The following is a 20371-nucleotide window of genomic DNA, read 5'->3' as shown; positions in this document are numbered from 1 at the left end:
TTCCCGCATGCCCGCCCTCCGCCTTCTCCGTTCGACGTCCGCGTCCGCATTGCTCCTGCTGCTCGGCGCCTGCGCCGTGGCGCCCGATCCGATCCGGCCGGAGCAGCACTTCGCCCGCGCCCAGGCCGACGTCGGGGCGCTGTACGCGAACCAGCCGCCGATCACCGGTCCGCTGACCCAGCACGAGGCGGTGGCGCGCGCGCTCAAGTACAACTACGACCACCAGCTGGCGCTGACCGAGGCGGCGCTGCAAGACCGGCAGTTCGACGTGGCGGTGTTGAACATGATGCCGCGTCTGGCGGCCAGCGCCGGCTACACCGGGCGCAACAACGAGAACGCCTCGTCCAGCCTGTCCATCCTCACCCGGCGGCAGTCGCTGGAGCCCTCGACCTCGCAGGACCAGCACCGGCGGACCGGGGACCTCGCCTTCTCGTGGAACCTGCTGGACTTCGGCGTCAGCTACTTCCAGGCGCGCCAGCAGGCCGACCGCGCGATGATCGCGGTGGAGCGGCGCCGCCGCGTGGTGAACAACATCGTCAAGGAGGTGCGCTCGGCGTTCTGGCGGGCCGGCACCGCGCAGCGCCTGCTGCCGCGCATCGACCCGCTGATGCGCGAGGCGGAGAAGGCTCTGGCTGCCAACACCCAGATCGAGGCGGAGGCGCTGGCCCCCGTCATGCAGACGCTGGAATACCGCAAGAACCTGCTGCAGGTGATCAGCCAGCTGCGCCGCCTGCGTTCCGAGCTGTCGGTGGCGAAGGCGCAACTGGCGGCGCTCATCAACGTGCCGCCGAACACCGCCTTCACGGTGGAGGAGCCGCCGAACGCGCCCGAAGTGCCGCGCAGCCTGTCGGTGGACGTGGCGACCCTCGAAATGATGGGCCTGTCGCAGCGCCCCGAACTGCGGGAAGAGGCCTACCAGGAGCGTGTCGACCGCAACAACCTGTACAAGGAGATCACCCGGCTGCTGCCGGGCCTGTCGCTGCTCGGCTCGCTGAACTTCGACAGCAACTCCTACCTGGTGAACAACCTGTGGGCCGAGGCGGGCGTGCGCGCCACCTTCAACCTGGTCAACCTGATCAGCGCCCCCGCCACCATCAACGCCGCCGAAACGCAGATCGAGGTGGCGAAGACCCGGCGGATGGCGCTGTCGGTGGCGGTGCTGACCCAGGTCAACGTCAGCTACCAGCAGTTCGTCCGTGCGGTCGAGACCTTCGACACCGCGCAGGAGATCTCGCTCGTCGAGGGCCGCATCGCCAAGGCGGTGAACGACGGCGGCCTCGCCCAGGCGGAACCGGAGTTCGAGCGCATCCGCCGCGGCCTGTCCGCCGTCGCCGCCGAGCTGGACCGCGACCGCGCGTTCACCGACCTGCAAGGCGCGCTCGGCAACCTCTACACCTCCGTCGGCCTCGACCCGGTCCCGGTGTCGGTGGAGACCGACAACCTCGACGCGCTGCGGATCCTGGTGAAGGCCTCCCTGGCGGATCTGGACAAGGGGAAGCTGCCGCCCCTGGCCACCGAGCTGCCCGCCGCCAAGGCCGATGATAAGACCGATGACAAGGCCGCGGCGCCGGTGGCGGCAGCGCCGGCCACCACCCTGATCGTCGGCGGACCGGCCTCATGAGCCCGCGCGCGCTGGCCGGCATGGTCGTGGCCCTGACGGCGCTCGCCACGCCGGCGGCCGCGCAGGCGCTCTCCCCGCTGGTCCTGCCCGAGCGCGAGATCCGCGCCCAGGTCACCGCGCGCACCAGCACCGTGCTGGCCAGCGGCATGGCCGGCCGCATCGTCGAGCTGCCGGTGCAGGACGGCGACACCTTCAAGAAGGGCGACGTCCTCGTGCGCTTCGACTGCGCCGTCCAGGAAGCCCAGCTCGCCCGCGCCAACGCGGTGCTGGAGAAGGCCCGGCGCGTGCTGGAGGTGAACGAGAAGCTCCGCCAGCTCGGCTCGATCAGCGCCAAGGAGATCAGCGTCGGCCACGCCGACGTCGCCGAGGCCAGCGCCGAGGTCGGCATGATGAAGGCGCTGGTGTCGCGCTGCGCGGTGGTGGCGCCCTTCGCCGGCCGGGTGGCCGGGGTGTCGGCGCGCCAGTACCAGTTCATCGGCGAGGGGCAGCCGCTGGTCGACATCCTCGACGACCGCGAGCTTGAGCTGGAGGCCATCGTGCCGTCGCGCTGGCTGGCGTGGCTCACCATCGGCCGGCGCTTCCAGGTGGTGGTGGACGAGAACGGCCGCACCTACGAGGGCGAGGTCGCGCGCCTGTCCGGCCGCGTCGATCCGGTCAGCCAATCGATCAAGCTCTACGCCCGAATCCGCCAGCCCGACGACCGGCTGCTGGCCGGCATGAGCGGGCGCGCCATCATCGTCCCGCCACCGGACGCCGTCCCATGACCGCGGCGGCGAGTGGACAGCTGAACCGGCAATTGCTGCGCCTGTCGGCGCTGCTGCAGCTGGAGAAGCGCGCGCGCAACGCGGCGCAGAACGAGCTGCCCTTCGTCATGGTCAACGAGACGGCCGAGGTCCTGCCCTACCAGCAGGCGGCCTTGTGGGAGGGCGGCGCCGGCGGTCGCGTCGCCGCGCTGTCCGGCGTCTCCGCGCCCGATCCCGCCGGCGCCTACGCGCTGTGGCTGAAGCGGCTGCTCGCCGCGCTCGCTGCCTCCCCGGCCCCGCGCGCTGTGGACCCGCTGGAGCTGCCGCCGGACGTCGCCTCGGGCTGGGCCGACCACCTGCCACCGCACGCCTTCTGGCTGCCGCTGGCGGCGGGAGGGCGGGTGCTGGGCGGCCTGCTGTTCGCCCGCGCCGAACCGTGGAGCGAAGCCGACGCCCACCTGCTCGCCTATGTCGGCGATGCCTACGCGCACGCATGGCTGCTCGCCCACGCCCGCCGGGTGCGCCTGCCCGGGCAGGGCGGAGCCAGGCGGCGGTGGGCCGCCGCGGCGGCGCTCCTGCTGATTCTCGGGCTGGGGGCGATGCCGGTGCGGCAGTCGGCGCTGGCCCCAGCGGAGGTGATCCCCCGCGCGCCGGTGCTGGTGCGAGCCCCCTTCGACGGGGTGATCGACAGCGTCGCCGTCGCGCCCAACCAGACGGTGGCCGCCGGGCAGCCGCTGCTGACGCTGGACACCGCGCAGCTCCTGGCCAAGCACCGGGTGGCGTTGAAGGCGCGCGAGGTGACGCAGACCGAGTACCAGCAGACCGCCCAGCAGGCGGTCTTCGACCCGCGCGTCAAGGGCCGCCTGGCGATCCTCCAGGGCAAGCTGGAACAGGAGGCGGCCGAGGCCGCGTACCTGCAGACGCTGCTCGACCGCGCCACGCTGGCCGCGCCGATGGCCGGGGTGGCGGTGTTCGAGAATCCCAACGACTGGATCGGCCGCCCGGTGGCGCAGGGCGAACGCATCATGATGCTCGCCGACCCACGCGAGGTGGAACTGGAGATCCGGCTGGCCGTGGGCGACGCCCTGCCCTTCGCGCCCGACGCCGAGGTCGCCTTCTTCCTGAACGTGGCGCCCGACGCGCCGGCCCGCGGGCGTCTGACCTCCGCCGGTTACCGCGCCCAGCCGACGCCGGAGGGCACCGTCGCCTACCGCCTGAAGGCCGACCTGGAGGCCCCGCCGGAGTCTCTCCGCATCGGACTGAAGGGCACCGCCAAGATCTACGGGGAGACGGCCCCCCTCGCCCTCTGGGTGCTGCGCCGTCCCATCGCCATGGTCCGGCAATGGCTGGCGTTCTAAGCGCGGCCGCTCCCGAGGCCCGTCCGCTGCCGCCGCTGCGCGAGGACCTGCGCCTGATGCCGGGGCCGCGCGGCGCCGACGGGGCGCCGACCTGGACGCTGCACGACCCCGCCGCCAACCGCTTCCTGCGCATCGGCTGGCTGGAGTTCGAGATCCTGCAACGCTGGGGCCTGGGCAGCGCCGCCGCCGTCGCCGCGGCGGTCCGCCGTGCCACGCCCATCGCCGCGCAGGAGGAGGACGTGCTGGAGGTGGCGCGCTTCGCCGCGCGCTGCGAACTGCTGCAATCGGCCGAACCGGCCGGCAGCGGGCGCCTCGCCCGGACGGTCGAGGCGCGGCGCGTGGGTGCGGCGAAGTGGCTGCTGAAGAATTACCTGTTCGTCCGCATCCCGCTGCTCGCCCCCGACCGCTTTCTGACGGCGACGCTGCCGCTGGCGCGCCGTCTGTTCTCGCGCGGCTTCCTGGCCGTGGTGGCGCTGGCGGCGCTGCTGGGGCTGTACCTGATCGGGCGGCAGTGGGACACCTTCACCCACAGCTTCCTGCACCTGCTGACGCTCGACGGCATCGTGCTCGGCGGCGGGGCGCTGCTGGTGGCCAAGGTGGTGCACGAGTTCGGGCACGCCTATGCGGCGCGGCTGGCCGGCTGCCGGGTGCCCGCGATGGGGATGGCGTTCATGGTCATGGTGCCGGTGCTGTGGACCGACACCACCGACGCGTGGCGCCTGACCTCGCGCCGCCGGCGCATGCTGATCGATGCCGGCGGCATGCTGGCGGAACTGACGCTGGCCGCGTTCGCCGCGCTGGCCTGGAGCGTGCTGCCCGACGGCGGCCTGCGCACCGGCGTCTTCCTGCTGGCGAGCACGAGCTGGGTGATGACGTTGGCGATCAACCTGAACCCGCTGATGCGCTTCGACGGCTATTTCCTGCTGTCGGACGCGCTGGACCTGCCGAACCTGCAGGATCGCGCCTTCGCGCTCGGCCGCCACTGGCTGCGCGAGACGCTGTTCGGCTTCGGTGACCCGCCGCCGGAGCACCCGACGCCGGGGCGGCGCCGCTTCATGATCGGCTACGCGCTGGCGATCTGGGTGTACCGGTTCTCGCTGTTCCTCGGCATCGCGCTGCTGGTCTACGCGATGTTCTTCAAGCTGCTGGGCGTCTTCCTGATGGCGGTGGAAATAGGCTGGTTCATCGTGCGGCCCGTCGTGGCGGAGCTGCGCGTCTGGGCCGCGCGGCGGCGGGACCTGCGCTGGAACGCGCGCTCGGTCACGACGTTGGCGGCGGCGTCGTTGCTGCTGGCGGCGTTCCTCGTGCCGTGGCGCACCCAGGTGACCGCTCCCGCCGTGCTGAAGGCGGAGCGGCAGGCCGTGCTCTACGCCCTGCACCCCGGGCGCATCGCGTCCATGCCCGACGCGCCCGGCGCCACCATCGCCGAAAAGGCCGCGGCCTTCGTGCTGGACTCGCCCGACCTGGGGTTCCGCATCGCGCAGGCGGAACGCCGCGTCCGGCTGCAGCAGACGCTGGCCATCGCGCAGCAGGCCGACCCCGAGCAGGCTTCGCGCCTGCCGCTCACCTGGCAGGAGATGGAAAGCGCGGCGGCCGAGCTGGAAACGCTGGCCGCCCAGAAGCGGGAGATGACCGTCCGCGCCCCATTCGCCGGCCGCCTCGCCGAGCTGCCGGAGCACCTGCGCCCCGGCGCCTGGGTGGCGGCGCGCGAGCCGCTGGGGCTGCTCGTCGCCGACGGCACGACGGTTGCCGAGGGCTTTGTGACCGAGGCCGAGGTCGCCCGCATCGCGCCCGGCGCGCCGGCGCGCTTCATCCCCGACGACGGCGGTCCCGAGCTGCCCCTGCGGCTGGAGTCCATCGACGTGACTGCCGCCCCCGAACTGGAGACGCCGGAACTCGCCACCACCCACGGCGGCGGCGTCGCCGTCCGGCCAGCCGCGAACGGGAAGTTGATTCCGGCGGAGGCCGTCTACCGGATCGTACTGGCGCCCGCGGCATCGCTGGACATCCGGCGGACGCTCCGCGGCACCGTCGTCGTCGAAGGCCGGCGGTCCAGCTGGCTCGAGCGTCTGCGCCGCAACGCCTACGGGCTTCTGATCCGTGAAAGCGGGTGGTGAGCGGGTAGTTCTGTCTGCGTGTTGTCGCGGGACAAGGAAATCCCCCGTCGAGAGCGTCGAAGCCGACAGGCACCGCCTCGACCACCGTGCCACCCAGCAGGCCGTCCTGGCCGGGTGGGCAATGGTGGAGTGATCCGGCACCGGCCTATCCAGTCGGCACTCTGGAAACCGACGGCCAGGAACGGGACCGCGGGGTCCGTCAGGGTGCAGGGCTGAACACCAGCGCGGCGGCGCAACCAAGCGTGGGAGGGCCATTGGGACGTGCGGGTACAGAAGGCTGCCATCGGCGACACGAAGTTCCGAGCGTGCCGCGTGCTCCACTGGCTGGCGGCCATGGAAGAGCGCGGCCGGATGCGATGCGCCCTGCTCGATCTCGACGACCGCCTGCTGATGGACATCGGCGTGATGAGAGGGAAGCGGGGAAGCCGTTCTGGAAGCCCTGACGGGTTTTTGGCCGGGGGTCGTTGCTCCCTGTGGTCCAAGGAACCGAGCCGGCGAACCTAACCTGCCCGGACTTCCGCCGGGTCTGCGTGCGCGAACTCCCCGATCAGCCATTGGCGCAGCGCGGTGGCCCCGGGGCGCGGCTTGCGGGCGTGTTCCAGCAGGGAGTAGGTCCCTGAAACGGCCGCCCGCCCGCCCAACGGCGTGACGAGCCGGTTGGTGGCGAGCTGACGTTCCACCAGCAGGGCCGGCACCACCGCCAAGCCAAGGCCGTCCTCGGCCGCCTGGATGGCGAAGAAGGTCTGGTCGACGACCAGAGGATCGGTCAACACCGTGGGCGGCAGCCCGTGCGCGCGACACCACGCCGGCCAGAGGTCTTCGCGGGCACGGATCTGTATGGTGGTGACCCGCGCGATATCGGGCACGTCCGCGATCGGGTTCTGCCGGGCGAAGGCCGGGCTGCAAACCGGCAAGCACCGCTCGGTCGTCAGCGGAGTGGCGGCAAGACCCGCGAAATGCGCGGGGTTGCGGCGGATCGCCAAGTCGAAATCCTGCGACAGATCGACGGGCCCGAGGCCGGTTCGCAACGAAATCTCGTATTCGGGATGATCGCGGCGGAACGATCCGAGCCGCGGCAGGAGCCAGTGCATGGCAAGCGTGGGCAGGCAATCCACCCGGATGAGGGCGCGGCCGCTCTCGGCCTGCAGCGCCTCCGTGGCCCGCCCGAGCTCGGCGAACAGTCCGGTGATCCGCGTGAAGTAGCGGGCGCCGACGTCGGTGAGGGAGACCTGCCGATGCCCGCGGGTGAACAGCGGCACGCGCAACGCCCGCTCCAGCGTCTGGATCTGCCGGCTGACCGCGCCGGGCGTGACGCACAGCTCATTGGCCGCCGCCGCGAAGCTGCCATGACGGGCGGCCGCCTCGAAGGCACGCAGGGCATTCAAGGGGGGAAGGCGGTGCAGGGTCACGGGCGTGGTCTCCTCGGTCGCTTGCGTGAGTTTTCCTCAATGGATGCGTGCCGACAACTCGTTTGCGAAGACGCTCGCGGCACCGCTAGCCTCTCGAAAGAAAGGACCGGCCTGGCGGTCTGGCATGCATTCCCTGGAGTTGCCGATGATCGGGAGGCTGGCGCACGCGATGATCCGACCCGCCGTCGAGGACGATTTCGTGCGGATCGCCGCCATCTACGAACATTATGTCCTGACCAGCACGGCAACCTTCGAAGTGACGCCGCCGTCACCCGTCGAACTCGCCAAGCGGGCGCGGGACGTCCTCTCCTTCGGCGGCCCATACCTCGTAGCGGCCTCTCCCCAGGGGGTACTCGGCTACGCCTACGCCGGGATGTACCGGGCGCGCGCCGCCTACCGCCTCACCGTGGAGAACACGGTGTACGTCGCTCCCGAACACCTTGGCCAAGGGGTGGGAAAGGCGCTGCTGGGCGCGATCATCGCCGAATGCGAACGGGGCGGCTTCGCCGAAATGGTCGCCGTCATCGGCGGCGAGGTGGAGAACCGCGCCTCCATCCGCCTCCACGAGTCCTGCGGTTTCGCGCATGCCGGCACGCTCAGGCGGGTCGGGAACAAGTTCGGCCGGTGGCTCGACACGGTCCTGATGCAGCGCGGCTTGTCGGCGGGCGCCGCGCCGCACGGCCGCTGAGGCCCGGCGTGGCGGCGCACCCGAGCTTGGCGCTGATCTGCGCGAGCCGCTTCGGCACCTGCGTGGCGACCATGACCTACGCCGGCAGCCTGCCCTTCCTGCTCGATCCGTGGGGCATGTCCGCGACGGAGGCCGGCAGCATCCAGGCCGCGCACAATCTCGCCTACGCGCTGTCGCTGCTGGTGACCTCCTGGCTGGCCGACCGGATCGGCGCCAGACGGGTGTTCCTGGCGTCGATCTGGGCCGCGGCCATCGCTTTCTGCGCGTTCGCGGCGTTCGCCCGCTCCTACGCCAGCGCGCTGGCCCTGTTCCCGCTGGTGGCGGTGGCGCTCGGCGGCACATACACGCCGGCAATCATGCTGGTGGCCGGCGCGGTGGCGCCCCAGCGGCGCGGCATGGCCCTCGGCTGGACATTGGCGGCGGCATCGGCCGGCTACGTCGTCTCCCTGGCGCTCACCACGGGCGGCGGGACGGTATTGGGCTACGAATGGGCCTTCGCCGTCAGCGCGATCGGACCGCTGTTCGGCGCCGTCACGGGTACGCTGGCCGTCGGGAACGCGCCGCGGGCGGCGCACGGGGTACCGCCGGGCGGTGCGTCCGCAAAAGGCGATCTCCTCGCCGCGCTCGCCTCCCGGTCCTCGGTCCTGTTGACGCTCGGATACACCGCGCATTGCTGGGAGTTGATGGGGATGTGGGCATGGACGCCGGCGTTCCTCACGGCCGCCCTGTCCGACGGGCCGCTGCCGGGCGTCCTCGCGCCGGCCCTGCTCGGCGTGGTGATCGCCTCGACCATCCACGTGTCGGGCATGGCGGCAACGCTGACGATGGGCGCCGCCTCCGACCGGTGGGGACGGCGCGTCGTCCTGATCGCGGCTGCGGGCGGCGGCGGCGCTCTGTCCTTCACCATCGGATGGTGCGCCGGCCTCGGGCCGGGGCCGCTCCTGGCGCTCGCCGCGCTCTATGGCTTCGCCACCCTCGGCGATTCCGGCGTGCTGTCGACGGCCATGACCGAGGCCGTCCCGGCCCGCCACCTCGGAACGCTCCTGGCGCTCCGCTCGCTCCTCGGATTCGGCGCCGGAGCGGCCTCCCCGATCGTCTTCGGCTGGGTGCTCGACGCCGGCAATCCGGGCGACGGTCTGCCCCGGCACTGGGGATGGGCCTTCGCGGTGCTCGGGGCGGGAGGCGCCGTGGCCACCGTCTGCGCGCTCCTTCTGCCGGCGGGCGGAGCGGGAGCCGCACCCCGGCCGCGGGAGAAAGCGGAACCCGAATCGCCCTGAAATCGCTCTCGAAAGGATCGGCCATGAAGGACAATCTCCGCGTTCTCATCGTCACCGGTGGCGGCCGCGGCATCGGTGCCGCCATCGTCCGCCTGGCGGCGCGGGACGGCTACGCCGTGTGCTTCAACTACACCCGCGACGACGCCGCGGCTCAGGGTCTGCTGCGGGGCTTGCACGACGCCGGCGTGCGGGCCGCCGCTGTCCGCGGCGACGTCGCCGACCCGGACACGGCGCATCGCCTGTTCGACACGGCCGAAGCCGACCTCGGGCCGGTTACTGCCCTGGTCAACAACGCCGGCGTGACGGGTCCCATCGGGATGTTCCGGGACGCCGAGCACGCCACGCTGCGCCGCGTGCTCGACGTGAACGTGCTGGGCACCATGCTGTGCGCGCAGGAAGCCGTGCGCCGATGGCAGAAGAGCGGCACGCCCGGGCGCATGGTCAACATCTCCTCCGTCGCGGCGACGCTGGGCGCCGCGCACGAGTATGTGCACTATGCGGCGACGAAGGCGGCGGTCGAGGCCTTCACCCTTGGGCTGGCGCGCGAGGTCGCCTCGGGCGGGATCCGCGTCAACGCGGTGTCTCCCGGCACGGCTTTCACCGACATCCACGCCGCCGCCGGCGAGCCGGACCGGCCGGCCCGCGTCGTCACGCGCGTGCCCATGGGCCGCATCGCCGAGCCGGACGAGATCGCCGAGGCGGTCCTGTGGCTGCTGTCGGACAAGGCGAGCTACGTGGCCGGGGCGGTGCTCCGCGTGGCCGGCGGGCTGTAGGCCAACGGGATGGATGCCCGGTGCGGCACCAGGAACACATACGCCTTGCCCGCCGGGTCCGCCGGTCAGTTCGCGGACGCGCTGCGGGACCTTCTCCTGGGGGCAGGTCACCGGCCGGATCGTCTGTCGCACATGCCAGTGCGGCCCATTCCGGCAGCCATGGCCGACACCGGATGGACCGAATGGCGAATAGGGCAGACGTCGATCGTGGCGTCACCTGGCAGGACGCCCGGCACCGGTCGGTCGAGCCCATTGCGAGCACGCTCTCAGCGCGGCGAAGCCGGCAGCTTCTTGGCGTCGGGGAACAGCCACAGCGCGCCGACCATGAAAAGGCCGAGCGCCGGGATCAGCCATGCCGGCAGGTCGGGGCTGAGGCGGTCGCGCAAGAGGTAGCAGCCGGCCACCACGACGGCGACCAGCACCGACAGAACGCCTTTCAGAATGGGAGGCATGACGGGTCTCCTGCTGTTATCCGGGGATGTGCGCCGCCAGAACGACGGCGAGAACGAGATTGAGGACGGCGGCGAGTGCGGCCCCGGCGCGGCCGTCGCGCAGCGGCGGCGGCACCGCCTGGAACAGCAGCGGCCCGAACAGCACCGCCACCCCGGCGGCGATCACCGCGGGCGGCCAGGGCAGCCGCGCAAAGGCCAGCCACAGCGCCGCCACCACCACCACCACGATGCTGCCTGCCAGCAGCAGCACCAGCGCGCCGCCGCCGATGCCGGTCAGTGCGGCCGGGCGGTGCGTGGCCGGGAAGAAGCCCGCCAGTTGCACCGCCGCAGCGGAGCCGACCAGCAGCGCCGCGGCGAAGCACGCCAGCGGAGCCGTTTCTGCCCAGGACATCGCGCCTCCCCTCCCGCGCCCCGTCCGAAGGGGCGATTGCGGCTCACTTTGACATATGATAGATATATCAGACAAGCAGGAAACGGGAGGAACCATGAAGATCTATCGCGGCGACCGCACCATCGACGGCATCCAGGTGACCGTGGACGGCGTGCCTCTCGACCCGCGCTTCGACCTGAAGACCGTGTGTGCGGAAGGGTTCGAATGGAGCTACGAGGGCGCCGCCCCGGCGCAGCTGGCGCTGGCGCTCGTCGCCGACCACACCGGCGACGGCGACAAGGCGCTGAAAGCCTACGACGCGTTCATGCGCACGGTGGTGGCCAACTTCAACAACGAGTGGGAGATGACCGGCGCCGATATGGACGCGGCGCTGGCCGGCCTTCATGCCCGGGCGTGACCCGCTATCCGAACGGCCAGTTGACCGTGAGATGGGTCTGATGTATCCGTGATATATCACAAAATGGCTCGGGAGGGGACCTGGACATGCACAGCGAAATCGCCAACTCGCCGATGAGCGACCGGCAGCGCAACTACCGCCAGCAGTACCGCGAGCGCATCGCCGGCTGGTACAATGGCTGGCTGCACGTCGCCGTGATCTACACGATCGGCCTCACCGCCATGTACATCTACGTCACCAACATCGAGGCCGTGCGCTGGTGGGAGTGGCTGACCGTTCCGGCGGTCTTCCTGATCTGCAATTTCTTCGAGTGGTTCCTGCACGCCCAGATCATGCACCGGCCGCAGAGCAACCCCGGCCTGCGGGCGATCTACACGCGCCACACGCTGATGCACCACCAGTTCTTCACCGAACACGAAATGCGCTTCGCCGACCAGTTCGACTGGCGCGTCACCTTCTTCCCGCCCTATGCGCTGGTGGTGTTCATCCTGATGTCGATCCCCGGCGCGCTGTTCGTCGCCTGGCTGATCTCGGCCAACGTCGGCTGGCTGCTGATGGCGACCACCACGGGCATGTACCTGACCTACGAGTTCATGCACTTCTGCTGCCACGTGAACGACAATTGGTTCGTGCGCCACTGCCCGTTCGTCAACACGATCCGGCGCCACCACACCGCGCACCACAACCAGGCGATCATGATGGAAAGAAACATGAACCTGACCTTTCCCATCGCCGACTGGCTGTTCGGCACCTCGGACCTGAACCGCGGGCTGCTCGGCCACCTGTTCAACGGCTACGACACCCGCCATGTGCGCACCGACCTGCGGCGCACCTCGAAGACCCCGGTCGGCGGCAAGGGCAAGTCCGCCGGCGGCACCGTCATCTCGGCAGCCTGAACCGCCCCCTCCCCGCCCCTGCCCCTCTCCCGCCCCGGCGGGAGAGGGGTTTTCCGTCACCCGCTACAGCCGCGCCATAAAGGCGGCCAGCGCATCCGCCAGCCGCTGCGGGTCATGGGCCATCGGGTTGTGGCCGCAACCCTCCCAGACCTCCAGCTCCGCTCCGGCGATCGCGTCCGCGATGGCGCGGCCGTGCGGCAGCGGGCACTGGTCGTCCGCAGCCCCGTGCACCACCAGCGTCGGCACCGACACCGCGGCCAGCGTGCCGCGATGGTCGGCGCGCCGCGCCGCCATCCAGGACCCGGCGACGGCGAAGGGCGTCGCCGTCTCGGTCAGCCGCAGCGCCTCGGCCCGGCGCGCCGCCTCCTCGGCGATCCGCTCGGGCGTCTCCCCGGCGAACCAGCGGCACCCGGTGCCCGGGTGCGCCGTACCGCCGATCAGCACCAGCCCGGCCAAGCGGCCGCAGCCATGGCACGCGACGTACTCCAGGCTGACCAGCACGCCCATGCTCCACCCCGCCAGGACGAAGGGACCGGCAATCCCGGCCGTGTACGCCGCCACGTCGGCGGCGAAGCCGTTCAGTCCGTACGCCTCCAGCCGGTCCGGCGCGTGCGAGCCGGCTCGTCCGCGCAGGTTGGGCGCCAGCGCGTGGATCTCCGGCGGCAGCCGCTCCATCAGCGGCTTCCACGCCGACGCCGATCCCTGAATGCCGTGCAGCAGCACCAGCGTCGGGCGGTCCGCCGACGGCGCGCCGGCCGTCAGCTCCGTCAGCGTGCCGGTCGCCACCCGTCGTTCGCCCTTGCGAATCCTCGCCGCATCCATCGCCCGCCTCCCTGATATTGTCATGATATATCAGAGAGGCTAGCAGCGCCGCCGCATTGCCGGCAACCCGGCCGAACAGCCCATCCGCACGGATTGATCCGCGTCAATGCAGCGCTGGCCCGATAAAGATATCAGTGATATGTTACGCATCATTGGAGCAGAGAGCATGGACCCGACGCTGATTCTCGTCCTGGCCGGCGGCTTGGTGCTGGCCGGCGTTTCCCTCGCGGCGCGGCGGCCCGGACAGTCGTTGCCGCTGGCCGCGGTGATCGCCCGGCGCCTGCCCGGCGTGACCGCGCTGGCGACGGCCGGCACCTGCTACGCCGTCGCCGACGCCGTCGCCGCGTGCCGGCGCTGCGAGCGGCAGGACGCCTGCCGGCGGTGGCTGGCCCGCGACACGTCGGAGGCCTGCCCCAGCTTCTGCCCCAACCGCGCGGCGATCGAAAAGCTGAGGTGAGGCCATGACGGAATCGGCGTTGCGGGAGAAGGCGGAGCGTCTGCGGCAGTTGCACCGCACCGGAAGACCGCTGATCCTCCCCAACGCCTGGGACGCCGGCAGCGCCGTGGTGTTCGCCGCGGCCGGCTACCCCGCCCTCGCCACCAGCAGTGCCGGCATCGCCTTCGCCGCCGGCCACCCGGACGGCGAGCGCATGCCGCGCGACGCCATGATCGCGGCGGTCGGCCGCATCGCCGCCCGCGTCGCCGTCCCGGTCAGCGCAGACATGGAGGCCGGCTACGGCGCCACGCCGGAGGACGTTGCCGACACCGTGCGCGGCGTGATCGCCGCCGGAGCCGTCGGCATCAACCTCGAGGACGGGTTGGACGGTGGCGGGCTGCGCGACCCCGCGGACATGCTCGCCCGGCTGCGCGCCGCCCGCGCGGCGGCCGACGCGGCCGGCGTGCCGCTGTTCCTCAACGCCCGCACCGATGTGTTCTGGCAGCAGATCGGGCCGGAGGACCAGCGCCTCGCCCTCGCCGTCGAGCGCCTGCGCGCCTACCGGGATGCAGGGGCGGACGGGCTGTTCGTACCGGGCCGCATGGACCTGCCGACCATCCGGGCGCTGGCGGCGGCGACCGACCTGCCGTTCAACATCCTGGGCGGCGCGGGAATGCCGTCCATCCCGGAACTGGCCTCGGCCGGCGTCGCCCGCGTCACCGTCGGCTCCGGCCCCATGCGCGCCGCCATGGGCGTCGTCCGTGCCATCGCCAAGGAACTGGCCGGGCCCGGCACCTACGAGCGCATCCTCGGCGTCGCCATTCCCTATCCCGACCTGAACGCGCTGTTCGCCGACGACCCGCAGGGCTAGTCCCTTCGGCCGGGGGCCCACCCCCTTCGGCCATAGCGCAAGCTGCCGCGTTGACGGGCTCTCTGATGTTCGATTAGCATACTAACAATGTATCGTTGATATATCAGGGGAGGGGGCCCGTGCTTCACGACCGGCTCTTCTACAGTGCGCCGTCGCGCATTCTGTTCGGCAACGGTGTCCGGCGCGATCTGGCGCCGCTGCTGGCAAAGCAGGGGTTCCGGCACGGGCTGATCGTCACCGACCGCTTCTTCACCGAAAAGAGCCCGATCATCGAGGAACTGCGCGGCCTGCTGCGCGAGCATGGCATCACCTCCTCCGTCTCGGCGGAGGGTGAACCGGACCCCAGTGTCGCGCTGTGCCTCAGGGTGCAGGACCAGGTGCGCGGCAGCGGCGAGCTGGACCGCATCGACCATCTGATCGCCGTCGGCGGCGGCAGCAACATCGACCTCGCCAAGGTGCTGTCGCTGACGCTGAAGTACGGCGGGGTACCGGAGGACTACATCGGCGAGGGGCGGATCCCCGGCAAGCCGCTGCCGCTGGTCGCCATCCCGACCACCGCCGGCACTGGATCGGAGATCACCGCCGGCGCCATCCTGGTCAAGCACGACAGCGACACCAAGGTCGCGGTCATGGCGAACGACCTGCGCCCGGCGGTGGCGGTGGTCGATCCGGAGCTGACGCTGTCCTGCCCGCCGCGCGTCACCGGCGACGCCGGGCTGGACGCGCTGACGCACGCCATCGAGTCCTATCTCACCATCGACTCCCCGCAGTTCGACCGCCAGGGCGAGGCCGACCCGGCCTACACCGGCCGCAACGTCATGACCATGCTGTTCGCGGCGGAGAGCATCCGGCTGTGCTTCCGCCACCTGCCGGCGGCGATGCGCGACGGCGCGAACCTGGAGGCCCGCACCGGCATGGCGTACGGCAGCCTGTTCGCCGGGCTGTCCTACGCCAGCGCCGGGCTGAACGGCGTGCACGCGCTGGCCTACGCGCTGGCCGGACTGACGCACGCCACGCATGGCAGCACCAACGCCGTGTTCCTGCCCTACGTGATGGACGCGCTGCGCCCGGTGCGGCAGGCCGAACTGGCGGAGATCGCCCGCATGGCCGGCGAATCCGGCGGTGACGACGCCGCGCTGGCCCTGCGCGCCGTGGAGCGCACGCGGGAACTGGTGGAGATGGCCGGCATCCCCACCACGCTGCCCGGCTTCGGCGTGCGCGAGGAGCAGATCGAGCTGCTCGCCCGCAATGGCGTCGCCGTGGCCCGCCTGACCAGGGCGTTCCCGATCCAGCCGGCTGACGCGGCCTACCGCCGCATCGTCGCCAACGCCTTCAGCGGCCGCTTGGGGGACGCTGGCTAGAGCACGTCGACACGCCAGGCAAAGAACAACAATCCATGGGAGGATGAGTGTGATCAGGATCAAGGCTTTGACGATGGCGGCCGCGGTCGCGGCCTTCCTCGCGCTTCCGGCACTGGCACAGGACGCCAAGCACAGCTTCAAGATGGCCACCGGCTGGCCGGGTGGGCCGCTCATGGACATCGGCGCCAAGGCCTTCGCCGAGCGCGTCGACCAGATGTCCGACGGCCGCATCAAGATCCAGGTCTTCCCCGGCGGTGCGCTCGGCAACGCGCTGAAGGTGACCGAGACGGTCAAGAACGGCGTGGCCGAGATGGGCCACACCTGGATGGGCTACGACTGGGGCCGCGACACCACCACCGTGCTGTTCGGCGGCTACGCCGGCAGCTTCGATTCCGAGCGCATGCTGCACTGGCTGTACGAGGCCGGCGGCGTCGACCTGCAGCGCCAGTACCGCGACGAGGTGTTCGGCGTCGTCTCCATGCCGCTGTTCATCCGCACCGCCGAGGTGTTCCTGCACTCCCGCAAGCCGGTTCGCACGCTGGAGGACATGAAGGGCCTGAAGCTGCGCACCGCCGGCTCCTGGCTCGACATGGCGAAGGACCTGGGCGCCGCACCGGTGACCACGGCCGGCGGCGACGTCTTCCCGATGCTGGAGCGCGGCGCCATCGACGCCACCGAGTGGGGTACGCTGTGGGAGGACATCTCCCCCGGCTTCCACAAGGTCGCCAAGTACCTGATCATCCCGGGCGTCCATCAGCCGGTCGCCCCGTTCGATCTGGTCATCAACAAGGACGCCTGGGCCAAGCTGTCCGACAAGGACAAGAAGCTCATCGAGACCGCAGCCCGCCTGACCACCTTCGACAGCTGGCTGCGCATCGGCGAGGAGGACGCCAAGGCGCTCGACTTCTACCGCAAGGCCGGCAACGAGGTGATCGAGCTGGCCCCCGAGGTGCAGTACCGGACGCGCGAGATCGCCGACGCCTGGGCCGACAAGCAGGCGCAGACGAACCCCTGGTTCGCCAAGGTGCTGGCCAGCCAGCGCGACTTCGAGAAGCGCTGGGCGAACGCCACCCAGTACCGGAACGTGAAGGTGCGCGCGACCGCCACCCAGTGAGTCCTTGGTGCGCCTCCCCGCTCCCGGGCGGAGAGGCGCCCGCCGCGTCCCCGGCGAATCAGGAGTCCGCATGCAATCCTTCGTCCGCTTCATCGACCGCCTGACCGGCTGCGTCGGCTTCGTGGGGGCGTGGCTGGTCGCCCCGCTCGTGCTGTCCGCCTGCTACGAGGTGTTCTCCCGCTACATCCTCGGCAGCCCGACCATCTGGGCGTACGAGACGGGGTACATGTTCACCGGCGCCAACTTCCTGCTGGGCATGGCCTTCGCGATGCGCGAGAACGCGCACATCCGCGTGGACGTGCTCTACCTGCGCTTCTCGCCCCGCACCAAGGCGATCGTCAACGCGCTGTCCTACGCGCTGATCGTCGTGCCCATCGGCTCCTGGCTGTCCTTCGCGCTCTACAAGCACGGCCTGTCGGCCTACCTGTCGCACGAGACCTCCGGCCAGTCGGCCTGGAATCCCGTGGTGTGGCCGTTCCGCCTGAGCTTCTTCGTCGCCTTCGCCATGCTGGTGCTCCAGGCGCTGTCCGAGCTGGCGAAGTGCCTGCTGCTGCTGCGCCAGACGGAACCCGAGGCGCACGGCCATGTGGTCCTGCCTTCCGCGGCCGGCCGGCAAGGGAGCCATTAGCCATGTCGATGCTCGCGCTTTACATGTTCCCGATGCTGTTCAGCCTGCTGCTGCTGGGCGTGCCGGTGGCCTTCTCCATGCTCGCCACGGCGACCGTGTTCGGCTGGATGGTGTTCGACACCGCGCTGGTCTTCCAGCTGGTCGAGAAGATCGAGGACGTCGCCTCCAACTTCGTGCTGGCCGCCGTCACCCTGTTCGTCTTCATGGGCTGCATGCTGGAACGCGCCGGCATCGCCGAGCAGCTGTTCGAGGCGGTGCACGTGTGGACCCGCCGCATGCCCGGCGGCCTGGCGCTCGGCACCGTCGTGATGTGCATCGTCTTCGCCGCCTCCACCGGCGTCATCGGCGCCACGGAGACGGTGGTCGGCCTGCTCGCCATCCCGGTGATGCTGAAGTACCGCTACGACAAGCCGCTGATCTGCGGGACGATCTGCGCCGGCGGCAGCCTGGGCACCATCATCCCGCCGTCCGTTGTGGTGGTGGTGATGGGCCCGCTCGCCAACGTCTCGGTCGGCGACCTGCTGGTCGGCATGGTGTTCCCCGGTCTGATCATGGCCGGCTTCTATCTCGTCTACATCTACCTCCTCTGCCGCATCCGTCCGGAAGCCGGCCCCGTGGTGCCTGAGGAGGAGGACACCATGTCGCTGGCGGAGAAGCTGCGCATCACCGCTTTCGCGCTGGTGCCGCCGATGTTCATGATCATCGCCGTGCTGGGCTCGCTGATGCTGGGCCTCGCCGCGCCGACCGAGGCGGCGGCCATCGGCGCCGCCGGGTCGGTGCTGCTGGCGGGCTTCTACGGGCGGCTGTCCTGGCGGACGCTGAACGGCGCCGTCATGAAGACGCTGCAGGTCACCGCCATGATCATGACCATCCTGCTGGCCGGCAGCATGATGACCGGCGTCTTCATCGGCGCCGGCGGCGTGAGCCTGGCGCAGGAACTGGTCAACCAGGCGCAGCTCGGCCCCTGGGGCCTGCTGGCGCTGGTGCTCGGGCTGACGTTCCTGGCGGGGTTCTTCCTCGACTGGATCTCGATCGTGCTGATCATGATCCCGCTGTTCACGCCGCTGGTCGTCGCCGCCGGCTTCGACGCGGTGTGGTTCTGCATTCTGTTCCTGGTGATGATCCAGACCAGCTACCTGACGCCGCCGATGGCGCCGGCGATCTTCTACCTGCGCGGCATCGCCCCGCCGGAGATCACCACCGGCCACATGTACCGCGGCGTGCTGCCCTTCATCGGGCTGCAGATCCTGACCCTCATCATCGTGATGGCCTTCCCGCAGACCGTGCTCTGGCTGCCGAGCAAGCTGCTGGGATTCAACTAGCTTACGGAGCGCACCCATGACCCCCGAGGAGGTTCTCTCCCACCCGCCGCGGATCCTGACCCAGGCCCAGCGCGAGTCGTACTTCGAGGGCGGCTATCTGCTGCTCGAATCCATCATCCCCAAGGACATCGTCGAGAACCTGCGGCGCACGACCGAGGAGATGGTGGACCGCACCCGCAGCATCGCCAAGTCCGACGCCGTCTGGGACCTCGAGCCCGGCCACAGCGCGGATTCGCCGCGCCTGCGCCGCCTGTCCAGCCCGGTGGACCACCACCCCTACTACTGGGAATACTGCTCGCAGTCGCTGTTGGGTGACATCGTCGCCGACCTCGTCGGCCCGGACGTGAAGTTCCACCACAGCAAGCTGAACTTCAAATGGGCAAAGGGCGGTACGGAGGTGAAGTGGCACCAGGACATCCAGTTCTGGCCGCACACCAACTACTCGCCGTTGACGGTCGGCACCTACATCTACGACTGCGACATGGACCAGGGGCCGCTCGGCGTCATTCCGGGCAGCCACAAGGGCGAGCTGTTCTACCAGTTCGACGACGCCGGCAACTGGACCGGCTGCCTGTCGGACGAAGACCTGGAGAAGGTGGACGTGTCCAAGGCCGTCTACCTGCCGGGACCGGCCGGGTCGCTGACCATCCACAACTGCCGGACGGTGCACGGCTCCAAGCTCAACGAGTCGCCGAACGGCCGGCCGCTGCTCCTGTACGCCTTCAGCTCGGCCGACGCCATGCCTTACACCGGCAACCCGATCCGCAGCCCGCACGACCAGTCGATCATCCGCGGCAAGCGCGCGCTGATGGCGCACCACGACCCGCGGCCATGCTGGTTGCCGCCGGACTGGTCGGGCGGCTATGGTTCCATCTTCACCTACCAGCAGGGAGAGACGAAGGCAGCGCCGGCCCTGACGATGTGACCTTGCGCGGCACAACCCGGAGCGCTAAGTCTCGACGCTGGGGCAACTGGAACCGATGCTGCGGATGAAGAAGGCGCCACGCCACGAGGCCAAGCCGGGCAATGAGGCCGAGCCGTTCGACGACTCGCAATCGACCTTGACCGAGAAGGCCTACCACGCGCTCGAGGAGATGATCGTCACCCTCGAGCTGGCGCCGGGCAGCGTGGTGTCGGAGGCGGCGCTGAGCCAGCTCCTCGGGATCGGCCGCACGCCGATCCGCGAGGCGCTGCACCGGCTGGCGCACGAGCATCTGGTGACCATCCTGCCCCGGCGGGGGATCATCGTCTCCGAAGTGAACATCATGACCCAGCTGCGCCTGCTGGAGGTGCGCCGCGAGGTGGAGCGCCTGATGGCGCGCGCCGCCTCCAAGCGGGCCAGCCCCGCCGAACGCGAGGCGTTCCGCCGCATCGAGGAGGGCATGCAGAAGGCGGCGTCCAGCAACGACGACATCGCCTTCATGCGCCTGGACCAGGCGTTCAACCAGCTGCTGACGCAGGCGGCGCGCAACGACTTCGCCACCGGCGCCATCAGCCTGATGCAGTCCCTGTCGCGGCGGTTCTGGTACATCCATTACCGTCAGGTCGCCGACATGCCGCTGGCCGCCCGTCTGCATGGCGCGGTGGCGCTGGCCATCGCCGAGGGCGACGCTGAGCGGGCGGCGGCGGCGTCGGACGCGCTGATGGACTACATCGAGGACTTCACACGCGCCACGGTCACCGCCGACTGAAGCC

At 70.6% G+C, this 20371-nt stretch carries 21 protein-coding genes; 17 read left to right on the top strand and 4 right to left on the bottom strand.

The annotated features are described in order from the left end of the window. Positions 1–7: 7 nt before the first annotated feature. The 4 genes from ACRWK7_RS05685 to ACRWK7_RS05670 are packed head-to-tail and all read left to right on the top strand — an operon-like array spanning position 8 to position 5839. Positions 8–1621, top strand: a complete 1614-nt coding sequence (locus ACRWK7_RS05685) for a TolC family protein (protein ID WP_431855227.1) — start codon at positions 8–10, stop codon at positions 1619–1621. Continuing rightward, complete coding sequence (locus tag ACRWK7_RS05680; RefSeq protein WP_431855226.1) at positions 1618–2385, top strand: efflux RND transporter periplasmic adaptor subunit; 768 nt, start codon at positions 1618–1620, stop codon at positions 2383–2385. The genes ACRWK7_RS05685 and ACRWK7_RS05680 overlap by 4 nt, the downstream gene beginning before the upstream one ends. Next, a complete protein-coding gene (locus tag ACRWK7_RS05675; protein WP_431855225.1) occupies positions 2382–3722 on the top strand; it encodes an efflux RND transporter periplasmic adaptor subunit in 1341 nt (446 codons plus the stop codon). The genes ACRWK7_RS05680 and ACRWK7_RS05675 overlap by 4 nt, the downstream gene beginning before the upstream one ends. Beyond that, positions 3707–5839 carry an HlyD family efflux transporter periplasmic adaptor subunit gene (locus ACRWK7_RS05670; RefSeq protein ID WP_431855224.1) on the top strand — a complete coding sequence of 711 codons (2133 nt, stop codon included), beginning with the start codon at positions 3707–3709 and terminating at the stop codon, positions 5837–5839. Before ACRWK7_RS05675 ends, ACRWK7_RS05670 begins: the two co-directional genes overlap by 16 nt. 500 nt (positions 5840–6339) lie before the next feature. On the opposite strand, the gene ACRWK7_RS05665 is transcribed toward ACRWK7_RS05670, so the two are convergent. Continuing rightward, positions 6340–7248 carry a LysR substrate-binding domain-containing protein gene (locus ACRWK7_RS05665; RefSeq protein WP_431855223.1) on the bottom strand — a complete coding sequence of 303 codons (909 nt, stop codon included), beginning with the start codon at positions 7246–7248 and terminating at the stop codon, positions 6340–6342. Between the two features lie 124 nt (positions 7249–7372). Between ACRWK7_RS05665 and ACRWK7_RS05660 the strand changes: the two genes are divergently transcribed. From ACRWK7_RS05660 to ACRWK7_RS05650, 3 genes are read left to right on the top strand one after another with little or no spacing between them, the layout of a single operon-like run. Beyond that, a complete protein-coding gene (locus ACRWK7_RS05660; RefSeq protein ID WP_431855222.1) occupies positions 7373–7936 on the top strand; it encodes an N-acetyltransferase family protein in 564 nt (187 codons plus the stop codon). After that, positions 7873–9213, top strand: coding sequence for an MFS transporter (locus ACRWK7_RS05655; RefSeq protein ID WP_431855221.1), 1341 nt, complete (start codon positions 7873–7875; stop codon positions 9211–9213). The genes ACRWK7_RS05660 and ACRWK7_RS05655 overlap by 64 nt, the downstream gene beginning before the upstream one ends. A 23-nt stretch (positions 9214–9236) precedes the next feature. Then, entirely contained in the window at positions 9237–9986 is a 750-nt protein-coding gene (locus ACRWK7_RS05650; protein ID WP_431855220.1) for an SDR family oxidoreductase, read from the top strand. 266 nt (positions 9987–10252) lie between these two features. Here ACRWK7_RS05650 and ACRWK7_RS05645 read toward each other — a convergent pair whose 3' ends face one another. Together ACRWK7_RS05645 and ACRWK7_RS05640 are read right to left on the bottom strand one after the other, a co-directional pair. After that, positions 10253–10438: a hypothetical protein gene (locus ACRWK7_RS05645; protein ID WP_431855219.1), complete on the bottom strand. Its 186-nt coding sequence runs from the start codon at positions 10436–10438 to the stop codon at positions 10253–10255. Between the two features lie 16 nt (positions 10439–10454). After that, complete coding sequence (locus ACRWK7_RS05640; RefSeq protein ID WP_431855218.1) at positions 10455–10829, bottom strand: hypothetical protein; 375 nt, start codon at positions 10827–10829, stop codon at positions 10455–10457. A 94-nt stretch (positions 10830–10923) separates the two neighbouring features. On the opposite strand from ACRWK7_RS05640, the gene ACRWK7_RS05635 reads away from it, so the two are divergent. Then, a complete protein-coding gene (locus tag ACRWK7_RS05635; protein WP_431855217.1) occupies positions 10924–11226 on the top strand; it encodes a DUF6166 domain-containing protein in 303 nt (100 codons plus the stop codon). Positions 11227–11312: 86 nt separating this feature from the next. After that, positions 11313–12122, top strand: coding sequence for a sterol desaturase family protein (locus tag ACRWK7_RS05630; RefSeq protein ID WP_431855216.1), 810 nt, complete (start codon positions 11313–11315; stop codon positions 12120–12122). A gap of 63 nt (positions 12123–12185) precedes the next feature. Here ACRWK7_RS05630 and ACRWK7_RS05625 read toward each other — a convergent pair whose 3' ends face one another. After that, positions 12186–12944, bottom strand: a complete 759-nt coding sequence (locus tag ACRWK7_RS05625) for an alpha/beta fold hydrolase (RefSeq protein WP_431855215.1) — start codon at positions 12942–12944, stop codon at positions 12186–12188. A 166-nt stretch (positions 12945–13110) separates the two neighbouring features. On the opposite strand from ACRWK7_RS05625, the gene ACRWK7_RS05620 reads away from it, so the two are divergent. From ACRWK7_RS05620 to ACRWK7_RS05585, 8 genes are all read left to right on the top strand, one after another. Further along, on the top strand, positions 13111–13401 hold the full coding sequence (locus ACRWK7_RS05620) for a DUF6455 family protein (protein WP_431855214.1): 291 nt from the start codon (positions 13111–13113) through the stop codon (positions 13399–13401). Positions 13402–13405: 4 nt separating this feature from the next. After that, on the top strand, positions 13406–14251 hold the full coding sequence (locus tag ACRWK7_RS05615; RefSeq protein WP_431855213.1) for an isocitrate lyase/PEP mutase family protein: 846 nt from the start codon (positions 13406–13408) through the stop codon (positions 14249–14251). Positions 14252–14370: 119 nt separating this feature from the next. After that, complete coding sequence (locus ACRWK7_RS05610; protein ID WP_431855212.1) at positions 14371–15612, top strand: iron-containing alcohol dehydrogenase; 1242 nt, start codon at positions 14371–14373, stop codon at positions 15610–15612. A 49-nt stretch (positions 15613–15661) separates the two neighbouring features. After that, positions 15662–16726 (top strand): TRAP transporter substrate-binding protein DctP, encoded by a 1065-nt coding sequence (dctP, locus tag ACRWK7_RS05605; protein WP_431855211.1) that lies wholly within the window; start codon positions 15662–15664, stop codon positions 16724–16726. A gap of 70 nt (positions 16727–16796) precedes the next feature. Next, positions 16797–17354 (top strand): TRAP transporter small permease subunit, encoded by a 558-nt coding sequence (locus ACRWK7_RS05600; protein ID WP_431855210.1) that lies wholly within the window; start codon positions 16797–16799, stop codon positions 17352–17354. A 2-nt stretch (positions 17355–17356) separates the two neighbouring features. Further along, the gene (locus ACRWK7_RS05595) at positions 17357–18676 is read left to right on the top strand and encodes a TRAP transporter large permease (protein WP_431855209.1); all 1320 of its coding nucleotides are present in this window, start codon (positions 17357–17359) and stop codon (positions 18674–18676) included. A gap of 16 nt (positions 18677–18692) precedes the next feature. Next, positions 18693–19601 carry a phytanoyl-CoA dioxygenase family protein gene (locus ACRWK7_RS05590; protein WP_431855208.1) on the top strand — a complete coding sequence of 303 codons (909 nt, stop codon included), beginning with the start codon at positions 18693–18695 and terminating at the stop codon, positions 19599–19601. 55 nt (positions 19602–19656) lie between these two features. After that, entirely contained in the window at positions 19657–20367 is a 711-nt protein-coding gene (locus ACRWK7_RS05585) for a GntR family transcriptional regulator (protein ID WP_431855207.1), read from the top strand. Positions 20368–20371: the final 4 nt, after the last annotated feature.

Source organism: Azospirillum sp. (genome assembly GCF_050789165.1).
Note: the sequence above shows the minus strand (reverse complement) of the source record. Positions and strands in the feature narration are given on the sequence as shown.

Bases quoted from the DNA above. Each gene is read 5' to 3' on its own strand.
- ACRWK7_RS05670 (WP_431855224.1), top strand. From the start codon at position 3,707: ATGGCTGGCGTTCTAAGCGCGGCCGCTCCCGAGGCCCGTCCGCTGCCG.
- ACRWK7_RS05685 (WP_431855227.1), top strand. From the start codon at position 8: ATGCCCGCCCTCCGCCTTCTCCGTTCGACGTCCGCGTCCGCATTGCTC.
- ACRWK7_RS05600 (WP_431855210.1), top strand. From the start codon at position 16,797: ATGCAATCCTTCGTCCGCTTCATCGACCGCCTGACCGGCTGCGTCGGC.
- ACRWK7_RS05625 (WP_431855215.1), bottom strand. From the start codon at position 12,944: ATGGATGCGGCGAGGATTCGCAAGGGCGAACGACGGGTGGCGACCGGC.
- ACRWK7_RS05590 (WP_431855208.1), top strand. From the start codon at position 18,693: ATGACCCCCGAGGAGGTTCTCTCCCACCCGCCGCGGATCCTGACCCAG.
- ACRWK7_RS05620 (WP_431855214.1), top strand. From the start codon at position 13,111: ATGGACCCGACGCTGATTCTCGTCCTGGCCGGCGGCTTGGTGCTGGCC.
- ACRWK7_RS05680 (WP_431855226.1), top strand. From the start codon at position 1,618: ATGAGCCCGCGCGCGCTGGCCGGCATGGTCGTGGCCCTGACGGCGCTC.
- ACRWK7_RS05645 (WP_431855219.1), bottom strand. From the start codon at position 10,438: ATGCCTCCCATTCTGAAAGGCGTTCTGTCGGTGCTGGTCGCCGTCGTG.
- ACRWK7_RS05630 (WP_431855216.1), top strand. From the start codon at position 11,313: ATGCACAGCGAAATCGCCAACTCGCCGATGAGCGACCGGCAGCGCAAC.
- ACRWK7_RS05615 (WP_431855213.1), top strand. From the start codon at position 13,406: ATGACGGAATCGGCGTTGCGGGAGAAGGCGGAGCGTCTGCGGCAGTTG.
- ACRWK7_RS05660 (WP_431855222.1), top strand. From the start codon at position 7,373: ATGCATTCCCTGGAGTTGCCGATGATCGGGAGGCTGGCGCACGCGATG.
- ACRWK7_RS05635 (WP_431855217.1), top strand. From the start codon at position 10,924: ATGAAGATCTATCGCGGCGACCGCACCATCGACGGCATCCAGGTGACC.
- ACRWK7_RS05640 (WP_431855218.1), bottom strand. From the start codon at position 10,829: ATGTCCTGGGCAGAAACGGCTCCGCTGGCGTGCTTCGCCGCGGCGCTG.
- ACRWK7_RS05650 (WP_431855220.1), top strand. From the start codon at position 9,237: ATGAAGGACAATCTCCGCGTTCTCATCGTCACCGGTGGCGGCCGCGGC.
- ACRWK7_RS05675 (WP_431855225.1), top strand. From the start codon at position 2,382: ATGACCGCGGCGGCGAGTGGACAGCTGAACCGGCAATTGCTGCGCCTG.
- ACRWK7_RS05585 (WP_431855207.1), top strand. From the start codon at position 19,657: ATGCTGCGGATGAAGAAGGCGCCACGCCACGAGGCCAAGCCGGGCAAT.
- ACRWK7_RS05595 (WP_431855209.1), top strand. From the start codon at position 17,357: ATGTCGATGCTCGCGCTTTACATGTTCCCGATGCTGTTCAGCCTGCTG.